Annotated in this window: 14 protein-coding genes; 8 read left to right on the top strand and 6 right to left on the bottom strand. The window is 53.0% G+C overall.

What is annotated here, in order from left to right; genetic code table 11:
• The first annotated feature begins 21 nt into the window (after positions 1-21).
• Positions 22-1,131 carry a YcbX family protein gene (locus ACIP6T_RS03015; RefSeq protein ID WP_400455302.1) on the top strand — a complete coding sequence of 370 codons (1,110 nt, stop codon included), beginning with the start codon at positions 22-24 and terminating at the stop codon, positions 1,129-1,131.
• A gap of 5 nt (positions 1,132-1,136) precedes the next feature.
• Here ACIP6T_RS03015 and ACIP6T_RS03010 read toward each other — a convergent pair whose 3' ends face one another.
• The 5 genes from ACIP6T_RS03010 to ACIP6T_RS02990 all read right to left on the bottom strand — a co-directional run bounded on the left by ACIP6T_RS03010 (position 1,137) and on the right by ACIP6T_RS02990 (position 6,790).
• Positions 1,137-1,679, bottom strand: a complete 543-nt coding sequence (locus tag ACIP6T_RS03010) for a cell division protein ZapC (RefSeq protein WP_400455299.1) — start codon at positions 1,677-1,679, stop codon at positions 1,137-1,139.
• A gap of 149 nt (positions 1,680-1,828) precedes the next feature.
• The gene (pyrD, locus tag ACIP6T_RS03005; protein ID WP_097094342.1) at positions 1,829-2,839 is read right to left on the bottom strand and encodes a quinone-dependent dihydroorotate dehydrogenase; all 1,011 of its coding nucleotides are present in this window, start codon (positions 2,837-2,839) and stop codon (positions 1,829-1,831) included.
• Positions 2,840-2,958: 119 nt separating this feature from the next.
• Positions 2,959-3,969, bottom strand: a complete 1,011-nt coding sequence (locus ACIP6T_RS03000; protein ID WP_097094343.1) for a glycosyltransferase — start codon at positions 3,967-3,969, stop codon at positions 2,959-2,961.
• Positions 3,966-5,492: a lipopolysaccharide biosynthesis protein gene (locus ACIP6T_RS02995; protein WP_400455296.1), complete on the bottom strand. Its 1,527-nt coding sequence runs from the start codon at positions 5,490-5,492 to the stop codon at positions 3,966-3,968. Before ACIP6T_RS02995 ends, ACIP6T_RS03000 begins: the two co-directional genes overlap by 4 nt.
• Positions 5,493-5,809: 317 nt before the next feature.
• Positions 5,810-6,790 (bottom strand): glycosyltransferase family 2 protein, encoded by a 981-nt coding sequence (locus ACIP6T_RS02990; RefSeq protein ID WP_400455294.1) that lies wholly within the window; start codon positions 6,788-6,790, stop codon positions 5,810-5,812.
• Between the two features lie 772 nt (positions 6,791-7,562).
• On the opposite strand from ACIP6T_RS02990, the gene ssuE reads away from it, so the two are divergent.
• The 5 genes from ssuE to ssuB are packed head-to-tail and all read left to right on the top strand — an operon-like array spanning position 7,563 to position 11,829.
• Complete coding sequence (gene ssuE / locus ACIP6T_RS02985) at positions 7,563-8,114, top strand: NADPH-dependent FMN reductase (RefSeq protein WP_097094346.1); 552 nt, start codon at positions 7,563-7,565, stop codon at positions 8,112-8,114.
• A gap of 10 nt (positions 8,115-8,124) precedes the next feature.
• Complete coding sequence (locus ACIP6T_RS02980; protein ID WP_400455292.1) at positions 8,125-9,093, top strand: sulfonate ABC transporter substrate-binding protein; 969 nt, start codon at positions 8,125-8,127, stop codon at positions 9,091-9,093.
• Between the two features lie 2 nt (positions 9,094-9,095).
• Complete coding sequence (gene ssuD / locus ACIP6T_RS02975; protein ID WP_400455290.1) at positions 9,096-10,241, top strand: FMNH2-dependent alkanesulfonate monooxygenase; 1,146 nt, start codon at positions 9,096-9,098, stop codon at positions 10,239-10,241.
• A gap of 11 nt (positions 10,242-10,252) precedes the next feature.
• Entirely contained in the window at positions 10,253-11,041 is a 789-nt protein-coding gene (gene ssuC / locus ACIP6T_RS02970; protein WP_097094348.1) for an aliphatic sulfonate ABC transporter permease SsuC, read from the top strand.
• On the top strand, positions 11,038-11,829 hold the full coding sequence (gene ssuB / locus ACIP6T_RS02965; protein WP_097094349.1) for an aliphatic sulfonates ABC transporter ATP-binding protein: 792 nt from the start codon (positions 11,038-11,040) through the stop codon (positions 11,827-11,829). The genes ssuC and ssuB overlap by 4 nt, the downstream gene beginning before the upstream one ends.
• Before the next feature lie 68 nt (positions 11,830-11,897).
• Here the strand turns inward: ssuB and pepN are convergent, their stop codons facing one another.
• On the bottom strand, positions 11,898-14,513 hold the full coding sequence (gene pepN / locus ACIP6T_RS02960; protein ID WP_400455286.1) for an aminopeptidase N: 2,616 nt from the start codon (positions 14,511-14,513) through the stop codon (positions 11,898-11,900).
• A 253-nt stretch (positions 14,514-14,766) separates the two neighbouring features.
• On the opposite strand from pepN, the gene pncB reads away from it, so the two are divergent.
• Both pncB and asnS read left to right on the top strand, forming a co-directional pair.
• Positions 14,767-15,972 (top strand): nicotinate phosphoribosyltransferase, encoded by a 1,206-nt coding sequence (gene pncB, locus ACIP6T_RS02955; RefSeq protein WP_176519189.1) that lies wholly within the window; start codon positions 14,767-14,769, stop codon positions 15,970-15,972.
• A gap of 152 nt (positions 15,973-16,124) precedes the next feature.
• Positions 16,125-17,525, top strand: coding sequence for an asparagine--tRNA ligase (asnS, locus tag ACIP6T_RS02950; protein WP_345826956.1), 1,401 nt, complete (start codon positions 16,125-16,127; stop codon positions 17,523-17,525).
• The last annotated feature ends 40 nt before the right edge of the window (positions 17,526-17,565 follow it).

Raw genomic sequence — 17,565 nt, 5'->3', positions numbered from 1 at the left:
AATACCTTTACCGGGAACGCTATGATCACGTTATCTCGCCTTTTTATTCATCCCGTTAAATCAATGCGCGGCCTGCAGTTGTCGCATGCGCAGGTGCTGGAGAGCGGTCTGGCCTTTGATCGCATCTTCATGGTGACTGAACCGGATGGAACCTTTGTGACCGCGCGTCAATATCCAGAAATGGTGCGCTTCACGCCTGCGCTGCTGCCGGACGGCCTGTTTCTTCAGGCACCCGATGGAACACAAGCGCTGATCCGCTTTGCCGACTTCACTCCTGAGCAGGCGCCAACCGAAGTGTGGGGCAACCATTTCACCGCGCGTATCGCGCCCGACGAGATAAATAGCTGGTTAAGTGCGTTCTTCCCGCGTCCGGTGCAGCTGCGCTGGACCGGTGTAGAACCCACGCGTCGAGTGAAGCGATTTGATCATGTGCCGCTGAGTTTTGCCGACGGTTTTCCCTTCCTATTGGTGAATATGGCGTCGCTGCAGGATCTGCAACAGCGCTGCCCGGCCAGCGTGCGCGTTGAGCAGTTCCGCCCCAATTTGGTGGTCAGTGGCGCGGCGGCATGGGAAGAGGACAGCTGGAAACGCCTGCAAATTGGCGAGATCGTCTTTGAGATGCCCAAGCCGTGCAGTCGCTGCGTGTTCACCACCGTGGGTACCGAAAGCGGACGCAAACATCCTGATGGCGAACCGCTCACCACGTTGCAAGGTTTTCGTAGCGCGCAGGATGGCAGCGGGGATATTGATTTCGGCCTGAATTTGATTGCGATGAATAGCGGCATTATTCGCGTGGGCGATACGGTCACGATTCTGCAGCAACAGTCGCCACGTGCTTACGGCTCAGGCGCCGTGGTTGAGACGCTGGCGCCAACCACCACTAGCCACCGCGCAGTCACTATTGATTATCAGGGCACTGCCTTTAACGGTGATAATCAGCAGGTGTTGCTGGAACAATTGGAGATGCAGGGATTTCGTATTCCCTACTCTTGCCGCGCCGGTATTTGCGGCAGCTGCAAAGTCACACTGGTTGCAGGTGAAGTGAAGGCGTTAAAGAAAAGCGCGGTGCGTGCCGATGGCACCATTCTAAGCTGCAGCTGTATTCCCGCTGGCGATATCGAACTGGCCTGAAGTAATTAAACCGCCCGCGCAAAGTGGGCGGTTTGTTCATGCTGCTGCGGACGCAAACGATCGTTCATGATCTTAATCGCATCACCTAGCTGCATGCCCTTCCCTGCCACGGTTAACGCGTTTTGCGCTAATAAGCACAGCGCCGCATTCTCACCGCTTTCAACCACAAATAACTGCGCCTGTTCACCGCTATCCGCCAGGGTTACAGCAACCATTTCGCCCGCAGCAGGCTGCCAGCTGTGCGCATGATTGGTAAAATGCCAGCTTTTCGGCATTAAGGGTTTAAGAAAACGGCTCGCCACCAGCGCATTTAATACTAATTCAGCACGCTGATCGCCTTTTAATCCACTCTGACGGCAACGCTCTTCAAAGGTAAAATAGAGCGCGGCGTCATCAACGCAGAAACCGCTGACATTAAACGCATCGGGCGTAAGCATTTTGCGTGAGAAGCGCGAGCGAAATAACATGCCATCGGCTAAATCCAGCATCATACGGTCATGCTCTGCGTCAAAATACCAACGCCAGTTGTCATCAGGTTTGATTTTCATGATCTGCCCTGTAGTTTTTCGCTGCGCTAAATAGCGCTAAATTAGAAAAAGTAAATCTGAGAAAAGGCTGAAAAATACACCAGCAGGACAAAATATAAACGAGCCGAAGGGATAAATAAACCCCTCGGCGCAGTAAAGTGGGAAATGTCTTAGAGGTGAGTCACGATATCTTTAATTAAACCCGGGCCTTTATAAATGAATCCGGAGTATATCTGCACCAACGTTGCACCTGCGGCGATTTTCTCGCGTGCTGCAACCAGGGAATCAATACCGCCGACGCCAATAATAGGTAAGCGGCCCTGAAGCTCTTGCGACAAGCGGCGAATCACTTCAGTGCTGCGCGACTGGACCGGACGACCACTTAATCCTCCCATCTCCTCAGCATATTTCAGACCAGTCACCAGCGAGCGATCGAGCGTCGTATTGGTGGCAATCACGCCATCAATTTCATGGCGCACTAAACTGTCGGCAACCTGAATCAATTCTTCTTCTGAAAGATCCGGCGCGATCTTTACTGCCACCGGCACATATTTAAGATGGCGTTCTTGCAGCTCTTTTTGTTTTAATTTGATAGCAGAAAGAAGATCGTCCAGCGCTTCGCCATATTGCAACGTGCGTAATCCTGGGGTGTTTGGCGAGGAAATATTGATGGCGATATAACCAGCATGGGCATACACCTTTTCCATGCAGATGAGATAATCGTCTTTGCCCTTCTCTACCGGCGTGTCTTTATTCTTGCCAATATTAATCCCAAGAACGCCTTTAAAGCGCGACTTTTTAACGTTCTCAATCAGATGATCAACACCGTGATTATTAAAGCCCATGCGATTAATAATCCCCTCGGCGGCAACCAGGCGGAACATGCGTGGCTTATCGTTACCTGGCTGCGCCAGGGGTGTCACCGTACCGACTTCGACAAAACCAAAGCCCATGGCGCCGAAGGCATCAATGCATTCGGCATTCTTGTCGAGACCGGCGGCTAAGCCGAGCGCATTCGGGAACGTCAATCCCATGCAGGTAACCGGACGTGATGGCAGCGACTGGCGAATCAGCCCTTCAAGCGGCGTACCGCTGATAAACCGCAGCTGCTGAAAGGTGAGTTCGTGCGCTCGCTCAGGATCAAGCTTAAACAGCGCCGGCCGGACGATAGGATATAACATGCACTCTCCTCAATGACGGGAACCAGGGAAGTCGGGGTGCACGGGAATTTGTGCGCCAGAATGGTAAGGTGCTCTGGCGCAAAAGTAAATTCTATTGAGAGACGGAGAGTTGATCGAAATCAGCGCTTGCCGGTATAGCGCGCCAGCAAACTGCGGCTGGCTTTCAAACCGTTGTACAACGTTGGGTAATACCACTGCAATTTCATGCGCCTGCTTTCACCCGTCACCTTGCGGATCAGCTGATCAATCGTGACGCGCCACGCCTGCGGAACCTCAATGTTATTTTTGCGCATTTCAATCAGACAGCCATACATCACCGGTTCGTAGTAACGATCAAGGAGTGACTCATCTGCGGGCAAGCCCCACTGCTGCATAAAGCTCTCGCTGTTGCCGCGCGCAATGAAGTAATTCTCCACCCAGGAAAAGGTCGCTTTGCGCTGCGACAAAGACGTGACCATAAAGCGTTTGAAGTAATAGCTTTCACTGGAGAGCACCACCGTGTTCGCCTGCATATAGAGTGCAAACATATAAGGCGCATCTTCATGGTTCTGAATTGGCAGAAACTGCACGCCCACACGCTTAATCAGAGCGCGTGAAACGATGCTGCTCCACAGCACGCGATGTGCCGACTGGTTGGCAATCATTTTGCGCAGCGTTGCGCTGCCACCCGCGAAGGCGCCGCTAATACGGCGCTGATGAAACAGCTGATAATCGCGCTGCTCAACGGGTAGATCAGTGAACATTTTGGCACCAAAGCAGAACATCTCCATCTCTGGATGTTGCACGAGGGCGTTACGGAAATCGGCGAACAGCGTGTTGCCAACGAAATCATCCGCATCCATAAAGTAGATGAAGTCACCGCTAGCGATCTCCAGCCCGCGATTACGTGCGGCGCTTACTCCCCCGCGCTCTGCTTGCAGCAGAACGATTTCAGGATGTTTGGCGGCCATAGCGCGCAGCAGTTCAACACTGTTATCGGTTGAACCGTCATCGATGACGATGATCTGCTCGGGTGGCGAGGATTGTCCAAGCAGTGACGCCATCGCTTCCGTCAGCCAGGGTGCGCAGTTCCAGTTAGGGACAATAACCGTGATGGTTGCAGCGGATGCAGCGTGATTCCGTGCGATCATTCTCTTTCCTCAACGTTAAAGCCTTTATTAAACGGTCGCGGCAAACGCTTGATGACCAAACTATGAAGCAGACAGCATACGGCAAGGTTGACCATGCCAATCAGTCCCAGCCACAGCAAATTGAGCCAGCGGTTTTGGTCCCAGGCAATCGGTAGCAGGGTTGCCAGGCCGGCGATAACGCCCGCCACCAGCCAAATCAGCAACACATCGCGCGTCAACCAGGTGAAATGGATACCCGGTGCAAAGCGACGATGTACCAGCCACGCCCAGCCAAACAGATAAAAGACGTTCTGACCCAGCCAGAGCCAACCCGTGCCGTGCGCCCCATAGTGAATGGCCGCCCAGATATTCAGCGGCACCAGCACAATGGCAAAACAGGAGAAACCTTTGATATGCAGCTTAAGGTTGCCATTAACGTATTGCAGATGATAAAGCAGACCGCAAATCGCCTGCACGCCGCTCCCTATCGCATACAAGCTGAGAACAAACGACATCTCAGTGACAACCTGAGTATTCTGCGTCCAGGCCCAAAGCAGAGGGGCGGAGAAGCAGGCAATCGTAATGCTAAGCGGCGCCATAAAGATGGACACCGCCTGCGTGGTGTAGCGATAGAGGATTAGCGATTGTGAATCGCCCTCTTTTTTGGTTTTCATGCCCGTCATACGCGGCACAATGGCCTGCATGATCGGGCTGCTCAACAGAATAATGCCGGTTGCCGCGGTAGCGACCACGGTAAAGGATCCGTATTCACTCAACGGCAGGGTTTTCGATAAAACCAGGCGATCTATCTGCGAAATAAACGTCCACACTGCGCTGGCATAAGCGGCGCTCAGTGCAAAACGAATAAAAGGTTTTAACACCTCTTTAAGGTCTGAACGTTTCTCTTTACGCGCGGATGCCGGCACCAATTGGAGGCACTTGTAGATAAGACATGCCGCCTCGGCAATCGAGACCAGCAGCTGCCATATAAAGAAGCTCAACACCGGGTTGGAGAATAATTGAATCACCAGCACTGCGCCAAAGGTACGCAATGTCACGATGATCAGGTTGACACCATTCAGCCACACCTGATGTTCAAAGCCGACAATGACGCTGCGATAAGGACTGGTCCGCCAGCGTATCGCGGCAGTAATCACCATAATTGCAACCGCAGTAACCACATCACCTGAAGGCAGGTGCTGTGCGTCCAGCCAGTTGTGTGCAATCCACGGTGTTGCTAGCCAGCCAATGACCACCAGTACAAGCGTTGAGAGCAGGAAGAATTTTGACAGCGCGGCAAACAGCGGAGGGAACCAAATGAATTCGGCTTGATTAGCGCGATAACGCGCCGCTTCCCGCATTAAGGTGGTTGAAACACCGGCGTCTAATAGCTGAAGCCAGGTTAATAAAATCGAAAAAAATCCGACTAAACCGTAAGCCTCCATGCCCAAATGTTGAATATAGAGCGGTACAACCAGAATACCCGATAGCGTCAGGTAAATCTGACCAACATAGTTGGCAATCGCGTTACGTTTTATTGACATAAGTATGGCGGCGTCTAAAAATTAGCTGAAAAACCAAGACTGACACAGAACAACATAGCTGCCTACCAGACTTAATCTTAAATTTATCAGTGGTGCTGAGGCGAGTAACTAATCTTAGTTTACAAGCCGTAAATCGCTTATTTCGGTTATCCTAAAAAACAGGCCACCTTTTTATTATAAAAAGTGGCCTGCATATGAGGCAAACATCATCTGTAACAGAGTTTGCAGAAGTGACGATCTTTTTTACATACAGATGCAATTAACGCTATTCACTTTCTGCTTCTACCATTATTTGTTACTGATGGAATAATCACGAATCAGGCGGCGCGTTTCAACTCTTTCGTCACTTTTAAATTTTGCAGCATGATAAATATTTGCGGCCGATTGATTAACAACCACTCTTTAATATTTGCTGGCTCATGCTGCCCACCCATAAAGCGAATGGCATTAATAACATATTCAGGTACAGGCGTACCGTTATAAAGCGAGAGATAAATCATCAACCGGAAAGAGTGCATGAGATAGTCTTTCTCCAGCGCTTTGCTGGCCGGCGATGTATCAAGTGCATGCTTGAGCGTACTAAAAGCGTGCATAAAGGCGTTATAGCGCTGCAGGAAGTACTCTTCACTCTTGCGGCTGTTAGTTAATGAGCCGTTTCGCACCCGCTGGTAGTAATAAACATGCTTACTCACCCATGCATGACGAGCGCGGACAAATGCAGACAGCGTGTATTTGTGATCTTCGTGGACGCGGTCGACAAAGCGTAAATCATACTGGGTTGCCACACTCTTTTTCAGCGCATAGTTCCACGCTGCGGAAGTGTACGAGCCATTACGCAGCAGGCTTGAGAGGACTTTTTGCGGCGGCTGCAGACCAAAAACCTCGTGGCGCACTTTGGGCCGGATGCGCTCACGGTGTCCATCTTCAAACATCTGTGAGCTAAAGCAGAACAGGTCAATTTCCGGATGTGCCTGATAAACCTGCTGCAGTTCAGCCAGGAAACCGTCGGCGACGATATCATCGGGATCACAGAAGAATACAAATTCTCCGAGTGCTGCATCTAACCCGATATCACGCGCTTTACCGGCTCCGCCATTACATGTGGTAATAATTTTTACCTGCGGTAGATGCCCATAGTGCTGCTCCACCAAAGCCAGCGTGCCATCGGTAGAACCATCATTAACAATAATGATCTCACTGGACGCACCCTTTTGCTTCAATAACGAATCCACACACTCGACAATATAATTCTCTACGTTGTAGGTAGGGATAATGATGGATAATAGGATTTTAGCCATAAACCTTTCCTGGAGTAGATAGAAAAAAGCAAGTCTTAAGCTGCCAACATCACGGCATAAAACATTACGCCAATTATTTAAACGCAATATAAACGGCAAGAGTTTTGATTTCGCTCTCAGTTAAGCAGATTGTTATTTTAAATCACAGGACCAATCATAATTAAGAAAAATAAATCAATGCAGATACATTACCCCCTCTAAACACTTCGCTTTGATTTCGTAAAAAAACATTACCACCCTTAAGCTTTGTGTCATCTCAGCGAATAATGACACACATTTTTTCACGGAAAATCTTACGAAGGTTTACTCAATAAAAAATAAAGAGATAGCCTTTGCGACACTTTTTTGCCTGGAAGATAAAAGCATCGTTTAAAAACGCGTTCTTCAATTGATTTAACACTGTTTTTTAACGTTGCTCAGCCACATTTGCTATTGAATCTATTTCGCTGTCCAATACAGGACAAATTTGACCAAACGTAACCGCAGTTACAATTACATCCGACGTGCAGTTCAGGGTTAAGCGTAACGGTAAAACGGTTTTTAAATCATGGTTTGTAATCAATGCTAATGGACTCAACGGCGGTTTTTAAGACTAATCGTAAATGCGTATGCGCTGAAAACTGAATTGTTTTATCCCCTCTTATTCTTTTTGCATTTTCCACCTTTTGATTGCCGGATAAATCATTTAAGCCATCCCCCCTGCTCTGACAGTATTGAACCTATCAGTTCTGAATATCAGATAATCAATAACTTTCAGTTATAAGGAGTGACCATGCGGGTTATTACGCTGGCGGGCAGCCCTCGCTTCCCTTCACGCTCTACTGCGCTGCTAAGCCTCTGCCAGCACGCGCTGGAAGCACGCGGTGTTGAGGTGATCCCGTGGAATATTCACAACTTTCAGCCTGAAGATTTGCTCTACGCGCGTTTTGATTCTCCAGCATTAGCTGCTCTAAAAGCCGATTTAGCGCTGGCGGACGGCTTAATCGTCGCCACACCTATTTATAAAGCATCATTTTCAGGGGCGCTGAAAACGCTGCTCGACTTGCTACCTGAGCGCGCGCTGGAGCATAAAGTGGTGCTGCCACTGGCCAGCGGCGGCAGCGCTTCCCATTTGCTCGCGGTTGATTACGCGCTTAAGCCGGTGCTCAACGCGCTCAAGGCGCAGGAAGTTCTGCACGGCGTATTTGCAACGGATGTGCAGATTACCCATTACGATCGTCAACCACAGTTAGATCCGCTGCTGTCACAACGTATAGATGAAGCGTTAGATACGTTCTGGCACGCGCTGCATCGTCGCCACCAACCCTATGCACAAGCGGTATAAAGGAAGCGTTATGAAACGGATAGTAACGGGCTGGCTGATGCCAGCGATGGTCGCTCTGCTCTCTTTAAGCATTACTGCACACGCCGCTGATGCTCCCGAGCAACTGCGCATCGGTTATCAGAAAGGTTCAGTGAGCATGGTATTAGCGAAAAGCCATAAGCTACTGGAGCAGCGTTTTCCACACACGCAAATTAAATGGGTGGAATTCCCGGCTGGCCCGCAGATGCTGGAAGCGCTCAACGTCGACAGTATTGATTTAGGCAGTACCGGCGATATTCCACCGCTGTTTGCGCAGGCCGCCGGTGCGGATCTACTTTACGTCGGTTCCGAGCCGCCTAAACCGCAGGCAGAAGTGATTCTGGTGCCAAAGGACAGCCCGATTCACAGCGTAGCCGACCTCAAAGGCCGCAAAGTGGCATTCCAGAAAGGCTCCAGCTCGCACAACCTGCTGTTGCGCGCACTTGAGCAAGCTGGGCTGAGTTTTAAAGACATTCAGCCAACCTATCTGACTCCCGCCGACGCGCGCGCCGCGTTCCAGCAAGGTGACGTGGATGCCTGGGCGATTTGGGATCCCTACTACTCGGCTGCCCTGCTGCAAGGCAACGTACGCGTGCTGGTTGACGGCAGCAAACTCAATCAAACCGGCTCCTTCTATTTAGCGACGCGCAAATACACCGAGGCGAACGGGGCATTCGTACAGCACGTGTTGAATACCTTCAGCAATGCCGATGCATTAACCCGCAGCCAACGCGACCAAAGTATTGATTTACTGGCACAGGCGATGGGCTTGCCGAAACCGGTCATTGCCAGCTATCTCGACCATCGTCCGCCTACCACTATTACGCCGGTCAGCGCCCATACCGCGCAGGCCCAACAGCAAACGGCCGATCTGTTTTATGCCAATCATCTGATGCCGGTGAAAGTGAATATCGCTGACCGCATCTGGCAGCCACAATCTGCCCAGCCGAAAGGAAATTAATCATGAGCGTATCCGTATTTTGGTTTCTCCCGACTCACGGCGATGGTCACTATCTTGGCACCGCGGAAGGCGCGCGCCCGGTTGATCATGGTTACCTGCAACAGATTGCCCAGGCGGCAGATCGTCTCGGCTTCGGCGGGGTGCTGATTCCCACCGGCCGCTCCTGTGAAGATGCCTGGCTGGTGGCGGCTTCATTAATCCCGGTCACCCAGCGTCTGCGTTTCCTGGTGGCGCTGCGCCCGGGGGTGATTTCGCCGACTCAGGCGGCGCGTCAGGCGGCCACGCTCGATCGGCTGTCGAATGGCCGTGCGCTGTTTAATCTGGTGACCGGCGGCGATCCGGAAGAGCTTGCTGGCGATGGCGTGTTTCTCGATCACCGTGAACGCTATGAAGAGTCTGCCGAATTTACTCGCGTCTGGCGTCGCGTCTCGGAAGGTGAAACCGTCGATTACGATGGCAAGCACGTCAAAGTGCGCGGTGCGCGCCTGATGTTTAAGCCGGTGCAGCAACCGCGTCCGCCGCTGTGGTTTGGCGGATCGTCGGATGCGGCACAGGATCTGGCCGCCGAGCAGGTGGATGTTTATCTCACCTGGGGCGAGCCGCCGGCGTTAGTAAAGGAGAAGATTGAACAAGTGCGTGCCAAAGCCGCCGCGCAGGGACGCACCGTCCGCTTCGGCATTCGCCTGCATGTGATTGTGCGTGAAACCAATGAAGAAGCCTGGCAAGCAGCGGACCGCCTCATCGCCCATCTCGACGATGCCACCATTGCCAAAGCGCAAGCCGCATTTGCGCGTACCGATTCGGTTGGACAGCAGCGCATGGCCGCACTTCACGGTGGCCGGCGCGATAAGCTGGAGATCAGCCCGAATCTGTGGGCCGGTGTTGGCCTGGTTCGTGGCGGCGCAGGCACGGCGCTGGTGGGCGATGGCCCAACCGTGGCGGCGCGCATGCAGGAGTACAGCGATCTCGGCATCGAAACCTTTATTCTCTCTGGCTATCCGCATCTGGAAGAAGCTTATCGCGTGGGTGAGTTACTGTTCCCGCACCTCGATCTGGTGATTCCGCAAGTGCCACAGCCGCGAGTGATGCAGGCGCACGGCGAAGCGGTAGCCCATGATTTCACGCCGCAAAAAGTGTCGCAGAGCTAAAGGAGCCGAGGATGGCAAACGTAAAAAAACAGCTGGGTAACGCCGTGCTGCCTTGGGTGTTACCGGTGGTGCTGATCGCGTTGTGGCAATTGGCATCGCAGGTGGGTTGGCTGTCGACGCGTATTCTGCCGTCGCCGGAAAATATCCTCATCACCTTCTGGAAACTGACGGTGAGCGGTGAGCTGTGGCAGAACCTGGCCATCAGCAGCTGGCGCGCCGCCATTGGTTTTGCCATCGGCGGTTCCATTGGTTTGATTCTGGGATTAATCACCGGTACATCACGTGTGGGTGAACGCCTGTTGGATACTTCCGTACAGATGCTGCGTAACGTGCCGCATCTGGCGCTGATCCCGCTGGTCATTTTGTGGTTCGGCATCGACGAATCCGCCAAAATTTTTCTCGTGGCGCTCGGCACCCTGTTTCCAATTTACCTGAACACGTATCACGGTATTCGTAATATTGACCGTGGCCTGGTGGAGATGGCGCGTAGCTATGGTTTATCCGGCTGGAGCCTGTTCATTCAGGTCATTCTGCCGGGTGCGCTACCTTCTATTATGGTTGGCGTTCGTTTTGCTCTTGGCCTGATGTGGTTGACGCTGATTGTGGCCGAAACCATTTCAGCCAACTCCGGCATCGGTTATCTGGCGATGAATGCCCGCGAATTCCTGCAAACCGACGTGGTGGTGGTAGCCATCATTCTCTATGCCCTGCTCGGCAAATTGGCCGACGTCGCGGCACAACTGCTTGAGCGCGTGTGGCTGCGCTGGCATCCGGCTTACCAATTAAAGGAGAACGCATGAGCAACGCAACCCTAAATCCGGCGCGTTTGAATCGCGGTACGCCGGTTGGTGTGAATGGTGTCAGCAAGCAATATGGCGATCGCACCATCCTGAACAATATTGATCTGCATATTCCGTCCGGGCAATTTGTCGCGGTGGTGGGTCGCAGCGGCTGCGGTAAAAGTACCCTGCTGCGCCTATTAGCTGGCCTGGAATCGACTACGCGCGGTGCGCTGCTGGCGGGCAACGCGCCGTTATCGCAAGCACGTGAAGATACGCGTTTGATGTTCCAGGATTCACGTCTGCTGCCGTGGAAAAAGGTGATTGATAACGTTGGGCTCGGGCTAAAAGGTCGCGAATGGCGAGCCGCCGCCCTGGAAGCGCTGGAGGCCGTTGGCCTTGCCGATCGTGCTAACGAGTGGCCGGCAGCATTGTCCGGTGGCCAGAAACAGCGCGTGGCGCTGGCGCGTGCGTTGATTCATCGTCCCGGTTTGCTGCTGCTTGATGAGCCGCTGGGGGCGCTGGATGCGTTAACGCGTATTGAAATGCAGGGCTTGATTGAGTCCTTGTGGCAGCAGCATAACTTTACCGTGCTGCTGGTGACGCACGATGTCAGCGAAGCCGTCGCCATCGCCGATCGCGTTTTGCTGATTGAAGAAGGAAAGATTGGTCTGGATTTGATCGTCGACTTGCCGCGTCCGCGCCGTCGCGGCTCTGCGCGTCTGGCGGAACTTGAAGCCGAAGTGCTGGATCGCGTGATGAAACGGGGTTCATCGGAGCAGCCGCTGAAGTTTGCGCAGCAGAGTTGAAAAAGGTGCGCATAAATGCGCACCCGGTAAAATCCGCGTAGGGTCGCCATTCATGGCGACCACTATGATTAAGCGTTCAATGCCTTCGTGATCTTCTCGTACAAATCCCCCGACAGTTTATCCAGCCCTTTCAACGTTTCCAGCGCCTTACGCATCAGCGCCTGACGATCGGCATCGTAACGTTTCAGACGAATCAATGGCTCGATCATGCGCGCAGCAACTTGCGGATTGCGCGTATTGAGATCGGTCAACATCTCCACCAGGAACTGATAACCGCTGCCATCTTTGGCGTGGAATGCCGCCGGATTAGCGGAAGCAAATGCACCAATCAGCGAACGAATACGGTTCGGGTTGCCCATGGTGAACGAGCGGTGATGCAGCAGTTCGCGCACCTTGCTCAGCACGTCCGCCGCCGGGCTGGTGGCTTGCAGCACAAACCATTTGTCCATCACCAAACCATCCTGATGCCAGCGCTCGTCGTAAGCGGCCAGCAGCGTATCGCGGCATGGCAGATTTGCTGCAACTGCCGCGGCCAGCGCTGCTAACGCGTCGGTCATGTTGTTCGCCTGCTGATATTGCGCCTGCACCAATTTGTCCGCTTGGGCAGCATCGGCAAAGGCCAGATAACCGAGGCAGACATTTTTCAACGTGCGCTTGCCAATTTCTGCATGCTCAATTTTATATTCGCTGCTTTGGTTGGCCAGATAGAGCGCAAAGAACTCGTCATTTAACTCAGTGGCGAGCGTACGCACCAGCGCATCGCGCACCGCAGCAATGGCCAGGGGATCGATGACATCAAACAGTTCCGCAATTTCATTCTCAGACGGCAGCGAAAGAATCAACGCTTTCAGCGCCGGATCGCCCTGCTCATCCAGCAGCACCGCACGGAATGCATCGGCGACATGCAGCGGCAGCGACAGCGGCTGGCCCTGCTGATGACGCGCGACGTTCAGGCGAATGTAGGTTGCCAGCAGGCTTTGCGCCGCATCCCAGCGGGCAAAATCGTTGCGTGCGTGACGCATCAGGAAGGTGAGCTGCGCGTCGCTCCATTTATAGTCAAGTTTCACCGGCGCGGAGAATTCGCGCAGCAGTGAGGGCACCGGCTGGAAATAGACTTTGTCGAAGATGAAAGTCTGGAACTCTTCGGTAACATTCAGCACATGATGCACCGGATGACCGTTGTGCTGCAGCGGGATCACCTTGCCTTCATTATCATACAGCTCGATATCCAGCGGAATGTGCAGCGGCAGCTTCTCTTTCTGCTCGGCGGTGGCTGGCGTACGTTGCGTGACGTGCAGCGTGTATTGCTCCAGCTCAGGATTGTAGTCATCGCGCACCGTCAGGATCGGCGTACCCGCCTGGCTGTACCAGCGACGGAACTGAGACAGATCGACATTCGACGCATCTTCCATCGCCTGCACGAAATCATCACAGGTTGCAGCGCTACCATCATGGCGTTCGAAGTACAGCTGCATCCCTTTCTGGAAATTCTCTTCGCCCAGCAGAGTGTGCATCATGCGGATCACTTCCGAACCTTTCTCGTACACCGTTAAGGTGTAGAAGTTGTTCATCTCGATCACCTGATCCGGACGGATCGGATGCGCCATCGGGCTGGCATCTTCCGCAAACTGTGCGCCGCGCATCACACGCACGTTATCGATACGATTAACCGCGCGTGAACCCAGGTCTGAACTGAACTCCTGATCGCGGAACACCGTTAGCCCTTCTTTCAGGCTGAGCTGGAACCAGTCGCGGCAGGTCACGCGGTTACCGGTCCAGTTATGGAAATATTCGTGACCGATAACCGCTTCAATACCGAGATAATCTTTGTCGGTGGCCGTTTCGGCTTTTGCCAGCACGTATTTAGAGTTAAAGACGTTGAGGCCTTTATTCTCCATCGCACCCATGTTGAAGAAATCCACCGCGACGATCATAAAGATGTCGAGGTCGTACTCAAGATTGAAGCGCTCTTCATCCCACTTCATGCTGGCTTTCAGTGACGTCATCGCCCAGTCGGCGCGATCGAGATTGCCGCGGTCGACAAAGATTTCCAGCGCCACATCGCGGCCCGAACGGGTGGTAAAACTGTCGCGTAGTACGTCAAAATCTCCGGCCACCAGCGCAAACAGGTAGCAGGGTTTCGGGAAAGGATCCTGCCACTTCACCCAATGGCGGCCATCTTCATGGCGTCCGCTCTCCAGCTTATTGCCGTTTGACAGCAAATAAGGATAGCGTGCGGCATCCGCAATAATGGTGGTGGTGAAACGCGCCAGCACATCCGGGCGGTCAAGATACCAGGTAATATGGCGGAAACCTTCCGCTTCACACTGCGTGCAAAGCGCCTCGCCGGACTGGTATAACCCTTCCAGCGCGGTATTTTTATCCGGGTGGATGTCATTAATGATGGTCAGCGTAAAATTGTCCGGCAGCTGGCTAATGAACAACGCGCCCTCTTCCTGGCGGTAATGCGGCCACGGATTGCCATCCACTGCCAGCGATACCAGCGTGAGATCTTCACCATCCAGACGCAGATCCGCATCCGCCGCGCCAAGTCGCTTCACCTGGCTCACCGCGCTAACGCGCGTTGCGGCGGCATCCAGATCAAAAGTCAGGTCGATATCGGTAATGGTGTAATCCGGCGCACGGTAATCGTGGCGATATTTAATTTGCGGCTGTTGCGTCATAAATCCTTCTCGCATCTTTTAATCGTTAATATGTTGACCCGTCAAAGTCTAAGCGGGTTGTGCCTTCGTTGCCACGTACAATGCGTGCGTTCGTTGAAAAGGCTACAATTCATTAACAATGGCACAAATGACCCTCGACCTGCCACCCGCAATTATGGTGTGATCGCGGTCATTACTGTTTTATACTCCTGCGTCTTTATGACTTTGTTGAACACCGGGCTCTGCTCCGCGGAAGAGGATGCTGAAACGCACCATGACTGGACATGCTTCCCCGATTTTAACCACGCTGCTTGATACCGATGCGTACAAGCTTCATATGCAGCAGGCCGTATATCATCGCTATTACGATGTCCCGGTGACGGCTGAATTTCGCTGCCGTGGCGATGAACTGCTGGGCTTCTATGCGGACGAGATCCGTGAACAGATTGAAACCCTGCAAGCGCTCGCACTGAGTGACGATGAATACCACTACCTCAGCGGTCTCCCTTTCTTTCAAACCGATTACGTTAACTGGCTGCGCCAGTTCCGCCTCGATCCTTCGCAGGTTAATGTGCGTAACGATCATGGCCGTCTGACGATTCAGATTCATGGCCCATGGCGTGAAGTCATCCTGTGGGAAGTCCCGCTGCTGGCGTTGATCAGTGAAGTCGTGCATCGTCATCGTACCCCGCAAATGGGTGTGGAGCAGGCGGTGTCGCATTTGCAGCGCAAGCTGGTGGATTTCCGTGAGCAGGTAGGCGATTTGGATATGTCGCGCTTCCAGCTGATGGATTTCGGCACGCGACGCCGCTACTCCAAAGCGGTGCAGGAAGCGATAGTTAGCACGCTGAAAACCGAATTTCCGTGGCTGGTGGGGACCAGCAACTACGATTTGGCTCGTCGCCTGCAGCTCAATCCGGTGGGTACGCAAGCGCATGAGTGGTTCCAGGCGCATCAGCAAATCAGCCCGGTGCTGGCGAATAGCCAACGCGCCGCGCTGCAATCCTGGCTGGATGAGTATGACGATCAATTGGGCATCGCGCTGACCGACTGCATCACCATGGATGCCTTCTTGCGCGATTTTGGTCCAGGCTTTGCCCATCGTTATCAGGGCCTGCGCCATGACTCCGGCGATCCGGTGGAATGGGGTGAAAAAGCCATTGCGCACTATCAGCGTTTGGATATTGATCCGAAAAGTAAAACGCTGGTGTTCTCAGATAATCTTAATCTGGATAAAGCGCTGGCGCTCTATCGCCACTTTGGTCAACGTGCGAATGTGGTGTTCGGCATCGGTACGCGCCTGACGTGCGACATTCCCGGCGTTACGCCTCTGAACATCGTGATTAAACTGGTGAGCTGCAATGGCAAACCGGTGGCAAAGCTTTCCGACAGCCCCGGCAAAACCATTTGTCAGGATAAAGCCTTTGTACGCGCCCTGCGTAAGGCCTTTGATCTCCCGCTGGTCAAAAGAGCCAGCTGATTCTTAATGCAGGGTGCTTGCACCCTGCTCCTCGTCAACAAATCTCCCTTTCTGCTGCCAATTTTGCTTGTTTCCTGTTGGCTCACAAGTAACATAGCAAAACCCCGGAAAAGGGGCTTTTTATCAACCTCCTTATATAAAGAGAGAAATTTATGAGCGTAGTGCCTGTAGCGGATGTACTGCACGGCCGTGTCGCGGTTGACAGTGAAGTCACCGTACGTGGTTGGGTGCGTACCCGAAGAGATTCAAAAGCCGGTCTTTCCTTTATCGCCGTTTATGACGGTTCCTGCTTTAATCCCGTTCAGGCTGTCGTCAATAATTCTCTGAATAATTATCAGGACGAAGTCCTGCGTCTGACCACCGGTTGCTCGGTAATCATTACCGGCAAAGTGGTGGAATCCCCGGGCGAAGGCCAGGCGTTTGAACTGCAGGCGACCCAGGTTGAGGTCACCGGCTGGGTTGATGATCCGGATACCTATCCGATGGCGGCCAAACGTCACAGCATCGAATATCTGCGTGAAGTCGCCCATTTACGCCCGCGTACTAACCTCGTGGGAGCCGTGGCGCGCGTGCGTCATACGCTGGCGCAGGCGCTGCATCGCTTCTTCCATGAAAACGGCTATTTCTGGGTGTCGACCCCGCTGATCACCGCATCGGACACCGAAGGCGCAGGCGAGATGTTCCGCGTTTCCACGCTGGACCTGGAGAACCTGCCGCGCGACCCGCAGGGAAAAATTGATTTCGACAAAGATTTCTTCGGCAAAGAAGCCTTCCTGACCGTATCGGGTCAGCTCAACGCTGAGACCTATGCCTGCGCGCTCTCCAAGGTGTACACCTTCGGTCCGACTTTCCGTGCGGAAAACTCCAATACCAGCCGTCACCTGGCGGAATTCTGGATGCTGGAACCGGAAGTCGCTTTTGCCACGCTGGATGATGCGGCCGCGCTGGCTGAAGCCATGCTGAAGTACGTATTCCAGGCCGTGCTGAATGAACGCGCCGATGATATGGCGTTCTTTGCTGAGCGTGTAGACAAAGATGCGGTTGCCCGTCTGGAACGTTTCGTTCAGACCGACTTTGCGCAGGTGGATTACACCGATGCGGTAGAGATTCTCCTGCAGAGCGGCCAGACCTTCGAGAACCCGGTTTCATGGGGTGTGGATTTGTCATCCGAGCACGAACGTTATCTGGCAGAGCAGCACTTCAAAGCGCCGGTCGTTGTGAAAAACTACCCGAAAGACATCAAAGCCTTCTACATGCGTATGAACGACGATGGCAAAACCGTAGCGGCTATGGATGTGCTGGCGCCGGGTATCGGCGAAATCATCGGTGGTTCACAACGTGAAGAGCGTCTGGATGTGCTAGATGCGCGACTGGCAGAAATGGGCCTCAATAAAGAAGATTATTGGTGGTATCGTGACCTGCGTCGTTACGGCACCGTGCCACATGCTGGCTTTGGATTAGGTTTCGAACGATTAATCGCCTATGTCACCGGCGTACAAAATGTAAGGGATGTTATCCCCTTCCCACGTACTCCACGCAATGCGAATTTCTAAATTTCGCGATTAATTATAAGTAATTCATATATATAAAGAG

Source organism: Pantoea sp. NPDC088449, from assembly GCF_044753225.1.
Classification (GTDB): domain Bacteria; phylum Pseudomonadota; class Gammaproteobacteria; order Enterobacterales; family Enterobacteriaceae; genus Pantoea; species Pantoea floridensis.
This window is presented reverse-complemented; position numbering and strand designations above follow the sequence as displayed.

Excerpts from the sequence above, each read along its gene's own strand:
- ACIP6T_RS03015 (WP_400455302.1), top strand. The coding sequence starts at position 22 with ATGATCACGTTATCTCGCCTTTTTATTCATCCCGTTAAATCAATGCGC.
- ACIP6T_RS03010 (WP_400455299.1), bottom strand. The coding sequence starts at position 1,679 with ATGAAAATCAAACCTGATGACAACTGGCGTTGGTATTTTGACGCAGAG.
- pyrD (WP_097094342.1), bottom strand. The coding sequence starts at position 2,839 with ATGTTATATCCTATCGTCCGGCCGGCGCTGTTTAAGCTTGATCCTGAG.
- ACIP6T_RS03000 (WP_097094343.1), bottom strand. The coding sequence starts at position 3,969 with ATGATCGCACGGAATCACGCTGCATCCGCTGCAACCATCACGGTTATT.
- ACIP6T_RS02995 (WP_400455296.1), bottom strand. The coding sequence starts at position 5,492 with ATGTCAATAAAACGTAACGCGATTGCCAACTATGTTGGTCAGATTTAC.
- ACIP6T_RS02990 (WP_400455294.1), bottom strand. The coding sequence starts at position 6,790 with ATGGCTAAAATCCTATTATCCATCATTATCCCTACCTACAACGTAGAG.
- ssuE (WP_097094346.1), top strand. The coding sequence starts at position 7,563 with ATGCGGGTTATTACGCTGGCGGGCAGCCCTCGCTTCCCTTCACGCTCT.
- ACIP6T_RS02980 (WP_400455292.1), top strand. The coding sequence starts at position 8,125 with ATGAAACGGATAGTAACGGGCTGGCTGATGCCAGCGATGGTCGCTCTG.
- ssuD (WP_400455290.1), top strand. The coding sequence starts at position 9,096 with ATGAGCGTATCCGTATTTTGGTTTCTCCCGACTCACGGCGATGGTCAC.
- ssuC (WP_097094348.1), top strand. The coding sequence starts at position 10,253 with ATGGCAAACGTAAAAAAACAGCTGGGTAACGCCGTGCTGCCTTGGGTG.
- ssuB (WP_097094349.1), top strand. The coding sequence starts at position 11,038 with ATGAGCAACGCAACCCTAAATCCGGCGCGTTTGAATCGCGGTACGCCG.
- pepN (WP_400455286.1), bottom strand. The coding sequence starts at position 14,513 with ATGACGCAACAGCCGCAAATTAAATATCGCCACGATTACCGTGCGCCG.
- pncB (WP_176519189.1), top strand. The coding sequence starts at position 14,767 with ATGACTGGACATGCTTCCCCGATTTTAACCACGCTGCTTGATACCGAT.
- asnS (WP_345826956.1), top strand. The coding sequence starts at position 16,125 with ATGAGCGTAGTGCCTGTAGCGGATGTACTGCACGGCCGTGTCGCGGTT.